At 37.5% G+C, this 18,961-nt stretch carries 7 protein-coding genes; 5 read left to right on the forward strand and 2 right to left on the reverse strand.

Annotated features, from left to right (window positions below; genetic code table 11):
* Positions 1-94 precede the first annotated feature (94 nt).
* Positions 95-1,426 carry an MFS transporter gene (locus HLV59_RS04000; RefSeq protein ID WP_080648728.1) on the reverse strand — a complete coding sequence of 444 codons (1,332 nt, stop codon included), beginning with the start codon at positions 1,424-1,426 and terminating at the stop codon, positions 95-97.
* Between the two features lie 370 nt (positions 1,427-1,796).
* Between HLV59_RS04000 and glpK the strand changes: the two genes are divergently transcribed.
* A complete protein-coding gene (gene glpK / locus HLV59_RS04005) occupies positions 1,797-3,305 on the forward strand; it encodes a glycerol kinase GlpK (RefSeq protein WP_171429378.1) in 1,509 nt (502 codons plus the stop codon).
* A gap of 153 nt (positions 3,306-3,458) precedes the next feature.
* Positions 3,459-4,976, forward strand: coding sequence for a glycerol-3-phosphate dehydrogenase (glpD, locus tag HLV59_RS04010; RefSeq protein ID WP_171429379.1), 1,518 nt, complete (start codon positions 3,459-3,461; stop codon positions 4,974-4,976).
* Positions 4,977-5,017: 41 nt separating this feature from the next.
* Here glpD and HLV59_RS04015 read toward each other — a convergent pair whose 3' ends face one another.
* Positions 5,018-6,850 carry a phosphoenolpyruvate carboxykinase (GTP) gene (locus HLV59_RS04015; protein WP_031949122.1) on the reverse strand — a complete coding sequence of 611 codons (1,833 nt, stop codon included), beginning with the start codon at positions 6,848-6,850 and terminating at the stop codon, positions 5,018-5,020.
* Between the two features lie 391 nt (positions 6,851-7,241).
* Between HLV59_RS04015 and HLV59_RS04020 the strand changes: the two genes are divergently transcribed.
* From HLV59_RS04020 to HLV59_RS04030, 3 genes are all read left to right on the forward strand, one after another.
* The gene (locus HLV59_RS04020; protein ID WP_171429380.1) at positions 7,242-8,180 is read left to right on the forward strand and encodes a diacylglycerol/lipid kinase family protein; all 939 of its coding nucleotides are present in this window, start codon (positions 7,242-7,244) and stop codon (positions 8,178-8,180) included.
* On the forward strand, positions 8,161-8,919 hold the full coding sequence (locus HLV59_RS04025) for a metallophosphoesterase family protein (RefSeq protein WP_171429381.1): 759 nt from the start codon (positions 8,161-8,163) through the stop codon (positions 8,917-8,919). The genes HLV59_RS04020 and HLV59_RS04025 overlap by 20 nt, the downstream gene beginning before the upstream one ends.
* Positions 8,920-9,223: 304 nt before the next feature.
* Entirely contained in the window at positions 9,224-18,868 is a 9,645-nt protein-coding gene (locus HLV59_RS04030) for an Ig-like domain-containing protein (RefSeq protein ID WP_171429382.1), read from the forward strand.
* The last annotated feature ends 93 nt before the right edge of the window (positions 18,869-18,961 follow it).

Here is an 18,961-nt window from a genome sequence, read left to right on the forward strand (position 1 = left end):
AGCTAGTATCTCATAAAATACAAAGGTTGTTAGGGCTTAATCGCATGATTTGAGCTAACATCGGCGAACGATATTAGCCCTTGTGAGTAAAGTATTAATGTTCTTTAATTTTTGAGTGATGCTTGGTATCTTTCATAAAAATATAAATAATGAGAGAAATGAAGATCATGATACTGACATAAATAAAGTACCAAGATTCATGTCCAGCCTCTTTAAAACTTAAAGCAAAGAACTCTGCTGTACCACCGAATAATGTATTGGCAATCGCATAAGGTAAAGCTACCCCTAAAGCGCGAATGTGCGCAGGGAAGAGCTCAGCTTTAACCACGGCATTAATTGATGTATAGCCTGTTACCATGACCAAACCAGCTAAACATAACCAGAAAGCTGTCCAATAGTTGTTTGTTGTTGCAAGGGTATTAAATAGAATGTAAGTAAATAAAACTCCAGTTACACCAAAAGCGATCATAAGTGGCTTACGCCCAATACGATCTGACAAAGCACCCGCTACAGGCTGTAGACACATAAAAATAAATAGCGCTAAAGTTGTAATTTGAGTGGCTTCAGGTTTGGTAAATCCAGAAGTATTGACTAAATATTTTTGCAGATAAGTCGTGTAAGTATAGAAAGCTAAAGTCCCGCCAGCGGTTAAAAACAATACTGTGAAGGCTTCTTTAGGGTAATGTTTAAATAAAGAAAACATGCCAGATTTTGGCTGGTCTGTCTCTGTCTGAGCATTTTTAAAAGATTGAGTTTCTAATAGGCCACGTCGAATACGGAAAACTACAATTGCAAGTAAAGCCCCGATAAAGAATGGGATACGCCATCCCCAATCATGTAGTTGTTCTTCAGTCAATACCATCTGTAATATTAATAGAACACATAGAGCGGTGAGCTGGCCAGCAATCAATGTTACATATTGGAAGCTAGAGAAAAAACCTCGACGATTTCTTTCCGCCATTTCACTTAAATAGGTAGCACTAGCACCATATTCGCCGCCTACACTTAAACCTTGAATTAAACGAGCGACAACTAAAAGAAGAGGGGCAAATACACCAATACTTTCATAACTTGGTGTCACGGCAATAAGCAGCGAACCTATACACATTAATGTGACCGAAAGTGTAAGGCCTGCTTTACGCCCTTTACGGTCTGAATAGATTCCCATAATCCATGCACCGATTGGGCGCATTAAAAAGCCTACAGCAAAAATTGCGGCTGCTTGAAGGAGCTGAGCAGTCTGGCTACCTTTTGGAAAAAAAGCATGAGCAAAATAGAGCGTAAATGCGGCATATACATACCAGTCGTACCATTCGACAAGGTTACCCGCAGAACCACCCAAAATTGATTTTAGGCGGGTTTTTGTATCTAGGTTAGATTGTGGAGTTGTTGCGGTAGAAGGTTGATCAACCATGAGTCGCTCCATGTTTCGCTTGGGTTGAATGCTAAAAGAGAGATTTATTCCGTTTTTACATATTTTCTAGAGGAGTATTTCACTTTATTTTTTTTATGTCTGTAAAACAATGTTTATTATTTAAGCAAAGGAATAAATTGAATATTTATATGTTTTCAAATTAGCCGATCAGCACATTTTCATCATCTAATTCTTATTTTTCGAATATTCTTTTTTCCAAGTAGTAAAAAACTGATAAAGAATGAGTAATGTTTGGACGAAGAAAAACTATATCCCTTAAAAATAATGATATATTCCAAAGAAAATTTTAAGTAAATACAGTTAGGCATGATGTCTTGGCATTGTGGACTAGATGTGTGTGAATAATGAAAAGGACATTCAGATGTCAAATTGCCCAAAAAAATATATTGTTGCTTTTGATCAGGGCACAACAAGCTCAAGAGCAATTGTTTTAGACCATGATGCTAACGTTGTGAGTATTGCTCAAAAAGAATTTACTCAGATTTATCCGCAGCCTGGTTGGGTCGAGCATGATCCTATGGAAATTTGGGCCACACAAAGTGCTGTTTGGGTAGAAGCTCTAGCTCAAGCAGGCATCAAGAGTGAGCAAGTTGCAGCAATTGGCATTACCAATCAGCGGGAAACCACAATTGTGTGGGATAAAAAAACAGGTAAGCCTATTTACAATGCGATTGTTTGGCAAAGCCGACAGACAACTGAAATATGCAATCAATTGCATAAAGCAGGATGGCAAGAATACATTCGAAAAACCACAGGTCTAGTGATTGATCCATATTTTTCAGCCACAAAAATTAAATGGATTTTAGACCATGTTGAAGGAAGTCGTGAACGCGCTAAGCGAGGAGAGTTATTGTTCGGTACAGTGGACACCTGGTTAATTTGGAAACTCACCAACGGTGCGGTCCATGTTACTGATTTTACCAATGCTTCACGAACCATGCTTTTTGATATCGAAAAGCTTGAATGGGATGAAAAACTTTTACAAGCTTTAGATATTCCTAGAGCAATCTTACCCGAGGTACGTAGCTCATCTGAGGTTTATGGATATACACATACCATTAGTGGGCAAGAAGTTGGTATCCCCATTGCAGGAATTGCAGGCGATCAACAGGCCGCACTTTTCGGACAAATGTGTGTTGAGTCAGGCCAAGCAAAAAATACCTACGGCACAGGCTGTTTTCTACTCATGAACACAGGTAAGAAGATTGTCCGCTCAGAACATGGATTACTGACGACGATTGCATGTGGTGCAAGTGGTGAGGTGAACTATGCTTTAGAGGGCGCCGTATTTAATGGTGGCTCTTGCGTACAGTGGCTACGTGATGAGTTAAAGGTCATTAAGAACGCTAAAGACTCTGAGCTTTATGCAACACGTGTGAAGAACAGCAATGGGGTATATGTCGTTCCTGCTTTTACTGGATTAGGGGCACCGTATTGGGATCCAACTGCGCGTGGAGCAATTTTTGGACTTACTCGTGGTGCCAGCATTGAACATATTATTCGTGCAACTCTCGAGTCGATTGCTTTTCAAACTCGAGATGTTTTAGATGCCATGCAGCAAGATGCAGAAGAAGAGCTGCGTACACTCCGTGTTGATGGGGGAGTGACGGAAAATAATTTCTTAATGCAATTTCAGGCCGATATTTTAGCAACACCAGTAGAACGTCCAATAATGAAAGAAACTACAGCTTTGGGTGCGGCTTTCCTTGCTGGACTAGCGACGGGTTTCTGGCAAGACCTTCACGAGTTAAGGAATAAATCTGCCATAGAAAAGGTATTTGAACCGAAAATGTCTTCTGAGCAATCCGAGCTGATTTATAAAGGATGGCTCAAGGCAGTGAAGCGCAGTCAAAATTGGGCTGAAGATTGATCTGCTATTTAACTAGTTGAATTCAATAGTAGGGTAAGCAATTAACGGTTAAATTCTTGGTTATTTAAAATTGATTATTCTACTTTTTTGATTGTTGTTTCATCAATTTGATGTTTTAATTTTTATAAGATCAACAATAAAAAGAAATGAGAAATGAAAGTACAGGCTAATGATTATTCAAAAATATATGACATTGCCGTGATTGGTGGCGGTATTAATGGTGTCGGTATTGCTAATGATGCAGCAGGCCGTGGACTGTCCGTATTTTTATGTGAAAAAGATGATTTAGCTAGCCACACCTCATCTGCTAGTAGCAAATTAATCCATGGTGGTTTACGCTATTTAGAACATAAAGAATTTAGATTGGTTAGAGAAGCTTTAGCCGAGCGTGAAGTGCTATTGGCTAAAGCTCCACATATTATTAAACCCATGCGTTTTATTATGCCTCATCGACCACATTTACGCCCTGCATGGTTAATTCGTGCAGGACTGTTTTTTTATGATCACTTGGGAAAACGAGAAAAATTATTAGGTTCGAATCTTATTTACTTCAGAGAAGATAGCCCTTTAAAACCAGCTATCACGCGTGGTTTTGAATATTCTGACTGTACTGTAGATGATGCACGTCTTGTAGTGTTAAATGCATTGCAGGCCAAAGAGAAAGGTGCCAAAGTCGTGACACGAACACGATGTGTTAAGGCTTATAAAGAACAAGAACTGTGGTATTTGGATTTACAAAGTGGGGCTGAGTTTTATCAGATTCGTGCAAGAGCTTTAGTGAATGCGGCAGGACCTTGGGTTGAAGAAATTATTAGTGTAAATCTAAACTTAAGATCGCCTTATCAAATCCGATTGATTCAAGGAAGTCATATTGTTGTGCCAAAACTATATGACTGTCATAAAGCTTTTATCATGCAAAATGAAGACCGACGCATCGTTTTTGCGATTCCATATTTAGAAAAATATACCCTAATTGGTACGACAGATCAGGAATATACAGGTGACCCGCAAAAGGTAGAGATTACAGAGGTAGAAATTGATTACCTCTTAACAGTGACCAATTCACATTTTAAAAAGCAGTTAACTCGAGCTGATATTGTAAGTCAGTATTCGGGTGTGCGTGCTTTATGTGATGATGAGTCGGATAATCCTTCAGCCATTACACGTGACTACACTTTGGCGCTACAGGCTGAACATAAAAAAGCACCTTTATTATCTGTATTTGGTGGCAAGATCACAACTTACCGAAAATTGGCAGAAGCTGCTTTAGAGCATCTTTCTCCGTTTTTTAATGACATGGCAGATGAGTGGACTGCAAACGAACCTTTACCTGGCGCTGAAAACTGGACAACATTAGATGATTTAACGCATCAGATTCAGTCACGTGTAAGTGGGGTTTCTAAGGCACTTGCTAACCGTTGGGCGCATGCATATGGCACAAGAGTGTGGAATATGCTTCAAGAGCGAAATGCATTAGAGCAATTGGGCCAGAATTTTGGACATGATTTATTTGAATGCGAAGTTAAATATTTATGTGAATATGAATGGGCGAGTACTGCTGAGGATATATTGTGGCGTAGAACCAAATTGGGTCTAGCATTTGATGAAAAACAAGTAAAAGTATTAGAAGATTATTTATCGGGGCGCCGACAAAAAGACGATGCCGCATAATAAAAAAGGTCGCACATAGCGACCTTTTTTATATTTAGCAATTAGAAGCCAGTTTTTACAGCTTCAAGTAAAGCTGCTTGACGTTCTTTTAATGCTTTCGGTAAGCGATCACCTAATTTATTAAATAAATCAGTGTGGCTTTCAATTTCAGTAATCCACTGATCTTTATTTTGAGCTGTGATGAGGTCAAACTCTTCTTTAGAGAATTCAGTACCTTGCCAGTTCAAGTCGTCATATGTTGGAACAAGACCAATTGGTGTTTCAACAGCATTTGCACGACCTTCACAACGGTCAATGATCCACTCAAGAACACGCATGTTTTGACCGAAACCAGGCCATACGAAGTTGCCTTCAGCATCACGACGGAACCAGTTTACATTGAAGATTTTTGGTAATTTATTACCAGCTGCTTCAGCTTTTGTACTTACTTCTTGACCAATGTTTAACCAGTGATCGAAGTAGTCAGCCATGTTATAGCCAGCAAATGGAAGCATCGCGAATGGGTCACGACGAACGATACCTTGTTGACCAACAGCAGCAGCAGTAGTTTCAGAACCCATAGTTGCAGCTTTGTAGACACCGTCAACCCAGTCGAAAGCTTCAGAAACTAAAGGAACTGTATCTGCACGGCGACCGCCGAAAATGAATGCAGAAATTGGAACACCCGCTGGATTTTCCCAGTCAGCATCGATAGAAGGACATTGACCAGCTGCAACAGTGAAGCGAGCATTTGGATGCGCTGCTTTTTCACCATTTACATGAGGTTGACCTTTCCAGTTTGTTAAGTTTGTTGGAACTTCTTTAGAAAGACCTTCCCACCATACTTGACCATCTTCAGTTACCGCTACGTTTGTATAGATAACATCTTTATGAAGAGTTGCCATACAGTTAGGGTTAGTCTTGGTATTTGTACCAGGAGCTACACCGAAGAAACCAGCTTCAGGGTTAATCGCATATAAACGACCATCTTCACCTGGTTTGATCCATGCAATATCGTCACCTACAGTTTCGATTTTCCAACCTTCATAACCTGCTGGCGGAATTAGCATTGCAAAGTTTGTTTTACCACATGCAGATGGGAATGCTGCAGCGATGTAGTGTTTCTCACCTTGAGGGTTAGTTACACCAAGAATAAGCATGTGTTCAGCTAACCAACCTTGTTCGCGTCCCATGACAGAAGCGATACGAAGAGCTAAACATTTTTTGCCAAGTAATGCGTTACCGCCGTAACCAGAACCGAAAGACCAGATTTCACGAGTTTCTGGATAATGAACGATGTATTTTTCAGGGTTACATGGCCAAGCAACATCTTGTTGACCTTCAGCAAGTGGAGCACCTACTGTATGTACACAAGGAACAAACTCGCCGTCTGTACCTAATACGTCATAAACTGCTTTACCCATACGTGCCATTTTGCGCATGCTAACAGCAACGTAAGGAGAGTCAGTTAACTCAATACCGATATGAGCAATGTGACTACCTAAAGGACCCATTGAGAAAGGAACAACGTACATTGTACGGCCTTCCATTGAGCCTTCAAATAAACCATTTAATTTTTCACGCATAACAGCCGGGTTTTCCCAGTTGTTTGTCGCACCAGCATCTTCTTTATTTTGAGAGCAGATGTAAGTACGGTCTTCAACACGTGCAACGTCAGATGGGTCAGAATTTGCAAGATAAGAACCAGGATGTTTTTCTTGGTTTAATTTCTGCATGGTGCCGTTAGCGATCATCAAGTCGATTAGACGTTGATATTCTTCTTCGCTTCCGTCACACCATTCGATTTTTGCTGGTTTGGTTAAGTTTGCAATTTCTTCAACCCATGCGATAAGCTTAGGATGACGAACGAATTCTGGTGCGTTCACTGTGGTCATGGTGAGGCCTATTCAAAATATGTACAACGTACAAGTCATTCATTGAGAGGTACAATGAAAGATCAAATAAAAAAGTGGCTGTATTAAAGCACAAAATCATAAAAAAAATAAGACTAAAGACTAAGAAATAGATATTTTGATTTTTAATTTTTTTGTTATTTAAATCATATGGTTATAGTTTTTTACAATATCTTGGTCGGCATATTTTTATGTTGTATGTATGTTATTTATATTATTTATTTCTTTAAAAATCATATACTTGATTCTTAATTTTTTCTTGAGAATTATTATTGATTATACAAATGATGTTCATTCGAAATTTACATAAAGAGACTTTTATTAGGCGTTTTTATATACAATATTTATGATGAATCCCTCTAAGATAATAAAAATGCGGACTTTAAAACCTCTCTCTATCATCTATAACCAAAAATCGGGTTTTCATGCGTCAAAACATGAAGATATGTATGAACAGTTAATGACTTTATTCACCGAATTTGGTTTCGAAATACAAGTTTTTGAATTGGCAGAAGATGTTTCTTTTGATGATTTAATGAGTCAAGTGATCCACCGGCATAGTCAAAATACAAATTTAGGTGTTATTGTCGCAGCAGGTGGGGATGGAACCTTAAATGCGGTAGCATCAAAGCTTAGACATACCAATATACCTATGGGAATTTTACCTTTGGGAACCTTTAATTATGTCGCTAAAGTTTTAGATATCCCCTTAGATTTGTTAGAAGCTGCTGAAGTTATCGCTACAGGTACACCACGCTCTGTACATATTGCGACAATTAATGATCATGTTTATTTGAATAATGCGAGCCTAGGGTTGTATCCATTATTTATAAAAAAACGTGAGCTTTATAATAAGTACTTAGGACGTTTACCTTTACATGCCTATACCTCAGCTTTGGATGTCTTATTAAGAGAAAATAAATCCATGAAGCTTTCTGTCACAGTGGATGGAAAAAAATATCCAGTCAAAACACCTTTAATTTTCTTTGGTAATAATCAACTGCAATTGTGTGATATGAAATTAAGAATTGCCGATTGTGCTGCACAAGGGCGGGTCGCTGGAGTGGTCATTACAAAAAGTGATAGGCTTAGTTTATTAAACATGTTGTGGCAATGGATTCAGGGCAAAGTCGAAGAGGCACAAGATGTTTATAGTTTTTGTGCAGACCATGTGGTGGTGGATTGTGCAAAAAGATCAAAACTTACAGTCGCATTAGATGGTGAAATAATAGTGATGAAAACACCTTTAAATTTCTCTGTAGAAAAGAACGCTTTAAATATTATGGTGCCAAATGCTGTTACATCTGTCTGATCTGCACTTTGGAACAGAAATCGAAGCATGTTTAGATGCGATCCGACTTTTTTGCACTCAACATAGACCTGAAGTCATTGTTGTAAGTGGAGATATTACTCAACGTGCTCGATATCAACAGTTTTATAAATGCCGTCAGTTTTTAGATAGCCTTAATATTCCTTACCTTGTTGTGCCTGGTAATCATGATATTCCGTTGTACCATGTTTGGAACCGTTTTTTCTCACCATTTACTCGCTATCAATATTTTTTTGGTCAGCTTGAACCAACTTTAGAAACTGAACATTTTTATATTGTTGGGGTGAATAGTATCCGCCGTCGTTATCATACTCGTGGACATATTTCGATTGAGCAAATTCAAACTACATATGAGCGATTACAGCAAGCGCCAGCGGATAAAATCAAATTAGTTGTTTTCCATCAACCTTTTTATACTCCACCTGATGACGAGCATGGTATTAAAGATTGTCCTGTATTAGGAAAAATGGCACTCGAAAAATGGAGTACAACGGGACTATTTGGAATGTTACATGGGCATTTACATAAAACTGCTGTATATGATTTAACGCAAATTTATCAGTTAAAGATAGATCATCCTATTTATGATATTCATGCAGGAACAGCAACTTCTAGCCGTTTGCATTATCATGTTCCAAATAGTTTTAATGTCATTTCAAATGAAGGAAAAATTAATCATTATTGGTTTAATTACGATTTAAAGATTTTTCAATTAATTTAATTTATAAAAATTCTATAAGACATTTAACTTAAGAGTAGATTGATAAAATTTTATCCATTACAATGCCTAAGCTTTAAATTCTATATATGGGGAATAGGAAAACATTCTAAATGTTTTATCATTTTAAAAATAATATTAATGGACGCATAAATTTTTTTAACTATATAAAAAGCCACGATTTTAAGTAGCTACAATAAGGGTTTAGTATTTTATGATAGTTAATAATATTTGATTAAAATGAGTATCTATTTGACTTAATATTTTAGAAAAACTTAATAACTATTTGAAATTTCATGGTGGAAAAATGGTACAAGTATCATTAATGGCAAATAACGCTTCAAAAAATAATACAGTTGATATTAATGTAGGCCAGACAAAAAATATTGTAGTAAATCCTAAAGAAGTTGCAAAAATCGATATAAATCCAGAAAAAATTTCTTCAATAACAAGAGAAGGAAACAGTGCAATTGTTCATCTAAAAGATGGAACTGAAATTGTTTTAGAAAACTATTTTATTAGCGAAAATCCGCAAATTCTTTTAAATGAAGGGCAGAGTTATTGGGCTGCTAATCTGGGAGAAGATGTTAGCGGACAGACCACTGTTAATTATTTAGAATTAAAAGATGCACCAAAGTTTATAGATTCTTCATCTTCTGTACCTATATGGTCTTGGGTAGTTAGTGCTTTAGCCGGGGTTGGAACAGTTGCTTTATTGTCTCGAAAAGATTCTAAAGATACGACACCTCCTGAGCCTGGTACGTTGAATCTCAAAAATTTATTAGATTCGGGGTTATTAACTGCAGACCAGATTACTCAAGATAAAAACTTTAATTTAAAGATTGAAGGACAGGAAGGTGGTAGTCGAGTAACGTATTTGGTTTCTACCGATGAAGGGAAAACTTGGCAGGAGACGACAGTAGCTCAAAAAGATTTAGCTGATGGTACTTATCTCTATAAAGCCGTAGTAACAGACCGAGCTGGAAATGCATCGGAAACTGCTGTACAGAAAGTTGTTGTGGATACTACGGCGCCAAAAGCAGGCGAACTGACTTTATCTGATTTGAGCGATACAGGTGTTTCTGCAAAAGATCAGATTACGCAAGATAATAATTTTGATTTAAAGATTAGCGGACAAGAAATAAATAGCCAAATCACTTACTGGATATCGAAAGATGATGGAAAGACTTGGCAGGAAACAACGGTAGTTCAAAAAGATTTGGCTGATGGTGTTTACCAATATAAAGCAGTAGTAACCGACGTTGCAGGCAATACATCTGAAACTGCTATACAAAAAGTTGTTGTAGATACCACAGCGCCTAAAGCTGGTGAACTGACTCTATCTGATTTGACTGATACAGGTGTTTCAGCAACAGACCAAATTACGCAAGATAAAACTTTTGATTTAAATGTTAGCGGACAAGAAGTGAATAGCCAAATCACTTACTGGATATCGAAAGATGATGGAAAGACTTGGCAGGAAACAACGGTAGTTCAAAAAGATTTGGCTGATGGTGTTTACCAATATAAAGCAGTAGTAACCGACGTTGCAGGCAATACATCTGAAACTGCTATACAAAAAGTTGTTGTCGATACAACAGTGCCGCAAGCAGGTGAACTGACTTTATCTGATTTAAGTGATACAGGTGTTTCGGCAACAGACCAAATTACGCAAGATAATAATTTTACTTTGAAGCTAACTCAACCGATTGTAATCGGAGAGCAAGCTGCTTTACTAGATCACTATGAAGTCTCTACCAATGAAGGAAAAACTTGGCAGGAGACAACAGCTGATCAAAAAGATTTAGCTGATGGAAGTTACCTTTATAAAGCTGTAGTGACAGACCTCGCAGGCAACACATCAGAAACTGCTGTGGAAAAGGTAATTATAGATAATTCTTTAAATATTGAATCAACTACAGTAACTGTTAAACCAATTACTGAAGACAATACAATAAGTCTACTTGAAAAAGATCAAATTATTTCTATAAGACTGGAAGTAGGTAATCTACCAACAGATTTAAATAATTCTCTGACTTCAGTAAATACGACTTTAAACGATGCTGTTTATAACTTTCATTTTGATGAGGTCACCCAAGAGTGGGTTACTGAAATTCCGGCAGAGTTCTTGTGGTCAGAAGAATCGCAAACCAATATATCAATTGATATTAGTCTTACTGATCAAGCTGGCAATACAGCCATTATTAAACAGACCCAAAATTATAATGTAGATCATACTCCGAATTCTCCAATTCTAGATTCATTAACTTTCAATAATATAGATGGAGCTATCATTTCAGGTAGTGCATATAAAGGAAGTAAGGTCGATATCTATAATAAAAATGGTGAATTGCTTGCAACTACAATAGCTAATGAAGAAGGTAAATTTACTTTACAAGACCTTTCAATTAACTCAAATCAAGAGGTTTATGCTGTCGCTACTTATAATGGATACAGCAGTGAAAATTCGTCAATTGGCCTAGTTACTGAAGTTCCTGCAATTAGTATTACAAGAATTAGTCCAGAAGGTGTGATCACTGGTTATGCGACCGAAGGCAGTCATTTTATTGTAAAAGATCAGAATGGAAATATTCTACAAGAATTTAATTTTAATGTATTTGATAGCTCTGGTATTACACCATTTAGTGTAATGGCATTAGGTGAAGTCACACCATTTACTTTGTCCCTCGATCAGCCTTTGGAGGAAGGGACTCAAATTATTATCTCTACAGATAAAGATAATGTTTCAGGTCATCCACAATATATTACTGCAGACTATACGCCCGCGGTATTTATAGAAACTCCACAGTTTGATGTTAGTGGTGAAACTTTATCAGTACATGTTAATGAGCCGAACAGCTTTATTCGTGCATTTTCTGGAGAAGGCAATTTAATTGCTACAGGTTTTACCGATGAGCAAGGCTTTGCAAGTTTACAAGTGTTCCAATTTTTAAAAGAAGGCGAATCGGTTACCGTACAGGTAGTGGATAAAAATCAGAATGTTAGTGAAACCCTAATTGAAGTTCCAAACTTTGCTTATATTCCACATGTCGAACGTATTACACAAGAAGGCTTAATTTCTGGAGTTGCTGAAGATAATAGTACGGTAATCGTGCGTGATGCTGAAGGAAATGAATTAGGAAAGGTTACATTAGGTGATGATAATAGTTGGAATGAATTTAGTCATTTTAGCTTGAGTGTAAACCGACCTTTAATTGATGGAGAGCAAATTTCCGTTCAAATTATTGATAATAAAGGTTTGATGAGTCCTGAGCAGAATATTGTTGTAGATCTGACTCCTCCACCTATTCCAACAGATTTAAATTTCAATGATGCTGGTGATCTAGTTTATGGTCATGCAGAACCTTTCTCTGAAATTTTAGTTAAAGATGGACAAGGAAACATTCTTAATAAATGGTTCTGGAATAACTGGACCGATGAAAGTGGAAGTTTCTCGATAGAACTAGGTATGTTTTTAACCAATGCCGAGACAGTTTATGTCACGGCTACAGATGTAAATGGAAATGTAAGTTTAGCAGCTCAGATACAGGCGCCTAACTATGCTTTTGCCCCATATGTAGATAGCTTTACTTCGGACGGAGTGATCAGTGGGCAAGCTGAAAATAATAGTACTCTCATTGTTAAAGATGCCAAAGGGGAAATCGTAGCCGAAATTAAAGTCGGTGAAGATAACGGTTGGAATGGATCAAGTTACTTTAAACTCCAGCTTGACCGCCCTCTTATTGATGGTGAGCAATTGTTCTTATCAATTAAGGATGCTCGTGGGCAAGTAAGTGCTGATACAGTAATTACCGCTGATACGGTTGCTCCTACACCAGCCAGCAATTTAGTTTTCTCAGAAGATGGTTCATATCTTACAGGTATAGCAGAACTGAACACTACGATTCAGGTTTTTGATCATAATGGTCAGCCATTGAATATATGGAATAATACCGTCAACTCGGACGGTACATTTACTATTTTCTTAGGTAGCAATAATTTACATGGAGAAGCATTCACGGTCACCGTTAAGGACCAAGCCGGAAATGTGAGTGAAGCTGTTTCAATAAATGCTCCACTTGATGATATTGCACCGGATCCAATTAAAAATATTTTACTTGATGCCAACGGACAAAACTTTACAGCACAAGCAGAAGCAAATAGTCAGATCGAAGTTTTTGATTCATTGGGTAATCAGACAGGTTGGGGCTCTACAGATAGTGCTGGTAATGTCTCAGGCTTTTTCAGTCAAATCTATTTACATGGTGAAGAACTTACTTTTGTTGTCATAGATCGAGTTGGTAACCGAAGTGTCGAATTTAAGCAAAATGCTTTAATTGATACCATTGCACCAAATTCGATTGAAAATATCATCTTCAACGAAGATGGCCACAGCTTTACAGCTCAGGCAGAAGCGGGAAGCTCTATTGATGTATTCGATCAGGCTGGAAATAAGATTGCTTCTGTTTATACCGATAGCTCAGGTAATGTATTTGGTTATTTCCCGCAAGTTTACTTACACGGTGAGGAACTTACTTTTGTTGTAGTAGATCGAGCGGGTAACCGCAGTGCGGAGGTCAAGCAGAGTGTTTTGAATGACGATGTCGCACCAAATCCGATTGAAAATATTATATTAGATATCAATGGACAGAACTTTACAGCTCAGGCAGAAGCAAATAGCCAAATTGAAATTAAAAATGCCAATGGTGATGTCATCGGATATGGATCAGCAGATAGTACAGGCAATGTTTCAGGATCTTTTTATCAAGTACATTTACATGGCGAAGAGCTCACGTTTGTTGTCGTTGACCGAGCGGGTAACCGTAGTACAGAAGTTAAGCAGAATGCCTTGATTGATGATATTGCACCAAATGCAATTGAAAATATTTTACTCGACTCAAACGGTCAAAACTTCACGGCGCAAGCAGAAGCAAATACTCAAGTTGAAGTTAAAAATGCTGCGGGTGAGGTCATCGGTTCAGGTTACGTAGATGGTGCTGGTAATGTGTCAGGTTATTTATATCAAGTCTATTTACATGGAGAAGAACTCACTTTTGTTGTCGTTGACCGAGCGGGTAACCGTAGTGTAGAAGTTAAGCAGAATGCCTTGATTGATGATATTGCACCAAATCCGATTGAAAATATTGTACTTGATGCGAACGGACAGAACTTTATAGCTCAAGCAGAAGCAAACGCTCAAATTGAAGTCAAAAATGCTGCTGGTGAAGTTATAGGGTCTGGTTCAACCGATAGTATGGGTAATGTTTCAGGTCACTTATATCAAGTCTATTTACATGGAGAAGAACTCACTTTTGTTGTAGTAGACCGAGCGGGTAACCGCAGTGCAGAGATCAAGCAAAACGCTTTAACTGATGATATTGCACCAAATCCGATTGAAAACATCATCTTCAATGAAAATGGTCAAAACTTTACAGCGCAAGCAGAGGCAAATACTCAAGTTGAAGTTAAAAATGCTGTGGGTGAGGTTGTAGGTACTGGTTATGTAGATAGTGCTGGTAACGTCTCGGGTTATTTGAATCAAGTTTATTTAAAAGGTGAGGAACTCACTTTTGTTGTGATTGATCAAGCTGGTAATCGTAGCGTTGAAGTAAAACAAGCAGCCTTTCTTGATAATACGGCACCAGAAAATGCGACTAATTTAGTATTTAGCGAAGATGGTTCATATCTAACTGGTATGGCTGAGCCAAATGCTACGATTCAAATATTTGATCAGAATGGTCAATTGGTAAATCAGTGGAATAATAATGTTAATTGGGATGGAACATTTAACATCTCTTTATACAGTAACTACTTGCATGGCGAAGAGTTTAAGGTAGTTGTAGTAGATCGGGCTGGTAATTTGAGTGGTGGGGTTACTGTAAAAGCACCGCTTGATGATGTTGCTCCTGTGGCTGCAAGTAATCTCACGTTTAGTGAAGATGGTTCATCCCTTTCTGGTGTAGCTGAACCGAATACGTTCATTCAGATTTTTGATCAAAATGGTCAACAGGTGAATACGTGGAGTCAGAGCGTAAATGCTGATGGTACATTCAACATTTCTCTAGGTAACTACAATTTACATGGTGAAGAATTTACAGTCATTGTTAAAGACCGAGCTGGAAATGTGAGTGAAGCTGTTTCGATAAAGGCTCCACTTGATGATATTGCTCCAAACCAAATTAAAAATATTGTATTTGATGCGAATGGTCAAAATTTTATAGCACAGGCAGAAGCAAATACTCAGGTCGAAGTTAAAAATGCTGCAGGTGAGATTATCGGGTCTGGTTCAACCGATAGTATGGGCAATGTTTCAGGTTATTTATATCAAGTCTATTTACATGGAGAAGAATTAACTTTCGTTGTCATAGATAGAGTGGGTAATCGCAGTATCGAATTTAAGCAAAATGCTTTGATGGATACCATTGGACCAAATCCGATTGAAAATATTACCTTTAATGAAAACGGTCAAAGCTTTACAGCACAGGCGGAAGCAAATAGTTTTATTAGTGTCAAAAATGCCGCGGGTGGGTTTGTCGGTTATGGTGTTGTCGATAGTACTGGTAATGTGACAGGTCATTTCAATCAGATTTATTTAAAAGGTGAGGAACTCACTTTTACCGTTATAGATAGAGCAGGTAATCAAAGTATTGAATTTAAGCAAAATGCTTTAATTGATGATATTGCACCGAATCCGATCGAAAATATTATATTTGATATCAATGGACAGAACTTTACAGCGCAAGCGGAAGCAGACAGTCAAATCGAAGTTAAAAATGCTTTCGGTGAAGTGATAGGTTCTGGTTATGTAGGTATCTTTGGTAATGTATCGGGTTCCTTGAACCAAGTGTATTTACATGGTGAGGAACTTACTTTTGTTGTAGTAGACCGTGCTGGTAACCGTAGTGCAGAAGTTAAAAAAAATGCTTTGAATGACGATGTCGCACCAAATCCGATTGAAAATATTGTACTTGACTCAAACGGTCAAAACTTTACGGCACAAGCAGAAGCAAATAGCCAAATTGAAATTAAAAATGCCAATGGTGAAATCATAGGTTATGGTTCAGCAACTAGCACTGGCTATGTTTCAGGTTATTTTAATCAAATCTATTTACATGGCGAGGAGCTTACTTTTGTTGTAATTGATCAAGCAAGTAACCGAAGTATTGAGGTTAAACACAATGCTTTAATTGATGATGTAGCACCAGCAGCAGCTACAAATATTACTTTAAGCTCAGAAGGATTGCTTTTTGGTGAGGCTGAGCCTAATGCAACTATTGAAATTATTGACCAATATGGTGCAATTATCACAACAACTAATGGCGGATATTATGGAGGCTTTTATCAATGGATCAATCTGAGTCAATATCAAACACAAAATTTAAGTATTGTTGTCAAAGATCAAGCTGGTAACCGTAGTGAAGCTGTTCACGAATTAGTGCCAGTATTTACGAACTCACCAATTGCTGCAACAGAGCTAAAATTCGATATAGATAATTATATTTTGACAGGAGTGGCGACAGCGGGAATGACAATTACCGTTACATCCACTAAAGGTCAGAGTATTAGTTGGTTGGGAAACAGTATAGTTAATGAAGATGGTAGTTTTACTATTTCGTTCAATGATTATCATGATTTACAAGAACAGACATTACAAGTTCGAGTTTATGACCAGAATACGAATCAATATAGCTTAATCACTGAAATTATTGCCCCCTTAAATAATATTGCTCCAGTGATTGATAAACTGGTGATTAGTAATTATGGAGATAGTGTTACTGGATGGGTTGATTCAAAAGCAACTATTAAGATAGTAGATATGGATGGGGATGTAAGAGCAGAGTTCCAAACGGATATGTCTGGAAATTTCAATGTTGGTATTTATCCACCATTATTACGTGGAGAGCAGTTATTTATTACGGCTACGGATTTAGCTAAAAATATAAGTACTCCATTTAATATTACTTTTAATGCAGATACTAATGCACCGCCATCAGCAGATCATGTTGTTGTTTCTGAAAATGGTTTCTTTATTGAGGGAACTGCTACACCAGATAGTAGTGTGCGTATTTTTGATATACATAGTAATCCTATTGCAAGTGGTTATGTAGATGAAGTGGGGCATTTTAATGTCCAGTTATACCCACCTCAGGCAAGTGGACAGACTTTACGTGTGGTTGTGGAACAAAATGGCTATCAAAGTACATATACAGAAATTATTGCACCCATAGACATAGTTGTACCAAGTGCAGCAACGCAGCTTGTTTTGGAAGATGGAAATATTCTTTCAGGACAGGCAGAAGCCTATTCAACAGTTAATATTTTTGATGCTAATAATAATCAGGTTGGTCAAACTATAGTTAGGATTGATGGAACTTTCTCAATAGAGTTACGGTCTCATTATTGGCATGGTGAAACATTGACGGTAAAAGTAGTTGATGCTAATCAAAATGAGAGTGAGGGTACAACAATTGTTGCTACAAATGATACAACAGCACCGAGTGTAGCCACGCAGCTTGCCATTAATGATTGGGGAAATATGTTGGTTGGACATGCTGAAACCAACGTTGCTATTGAAGTCACTTATCATTTTGCTGACCAAGAATCGTATATGGATATTACTTCAACATGGCCAGATGGAACTTTCTCTCTTTATATATATGACAATGCGACATCATTTGACATTACTGTTATTGATCGTGCAGGAAATCGTAGTGAAACTATCAGCAAAGCGATTACTGATTTACATACGATCACTGTCGATCAGTTTAAAGGTGATGCTGCGGATAATACTTATATAGTTGATCATATAAGTGATTTTGTTCAAGAGTATGGGGTTGCTGTTGTTGAAGTATTTGAGGATGTCTGGATAGATACAAGTCATTATGAGGAGCAATGGGTAGCTTCTGGTTATACTGATTATATATGGGTAGATACAAGCCATTTTGAGAATGTTTGGATTGACACAAGCTATTCGCAAGATATTTGGATTGATACGAGCTATTATCAAGATACATGGGTCGTTGATGGCGTAATAGACGTTTACATGGACTCAAATGGCATAAATTACTATTCAGATGATGGTTCGTATAATCAATATGTGAATACCTACTATGATTATCATTTAAATCAGTGGCAGTCAGGATATGAACTATCGGGTCCTAATACTCTAGAGGTTGGACATCTTGAACAACAACTCGTTCAAGATGGGCACTATGAATCTCAATGGATTGAACAAGGTTATTATGAGCAACAATATGTGTTTGATGGTTATAATGAAGAGACTTGGATAGATACGAGCCATTACGAAAACGTGTGGATTCAAAGTGGGTATTCAGAAACACAAATAGTTGGGTCCGAACTTAAAGATACGGATTTTGGTGGGCACGATAAAATAATTAGTTCTGTTAGTTTTAATCTAGTAGGTAACTCTCAATGGATGACCAATATTGAAACTGGTGAATCAATATTAATTGAAAGCGGGCGTTATGTTGAAGATTTGGAGCTGGTTGGTTCTGCTCATCTAAATGCAACAGGTAATGCTTTAGATAATCTTTTAACAGGTAACTCTGGTAATAACGTTTTGAATGGGCGTGAAGGTAACGATACCTATATGACTAATGAAGGTGCTGATACCATTCTGTTCCAATTGCTAAATAGCCAAGATGCGACAGGCGGGAATGGACATGATACGGTGTTAGATTTTACTTTAGGTGATGTACGAACTGACCCCCAAGCTGACAAAATCGATTTAAGTGAACTATTGATTGACTATTCTAAAGATGTGAGCACATTAGCGAAATTTATTACTGTTGAGCAAGATGCTGGAAACACGACTATTAGTCTTGACCGAGATGGTGAAGGTACAATGTTTAGTAGCGCGTCATTGATAACCTTAAATCAGGTCAATACAACATTAGATGAATTGTTAAATAATCAGCAACTCTTTGTTTAACAATAAAATTTATCTTTATAAAAGAGGCTATGAAAATGGCCTCTTTTATTTTGTGCTTTAAATTTAATAAAAACTCTTCACAACCTGTTAAAA

The organism is Acinetobacter lactucae (assembly GCF_013122135.1).
Lineage (GTDB): Bacteria > Pseudomonadota > Gammaproteobacteria > Pseudomonadales > Moraxellaceae > Acinetobacter > Acinetobacter lactucae.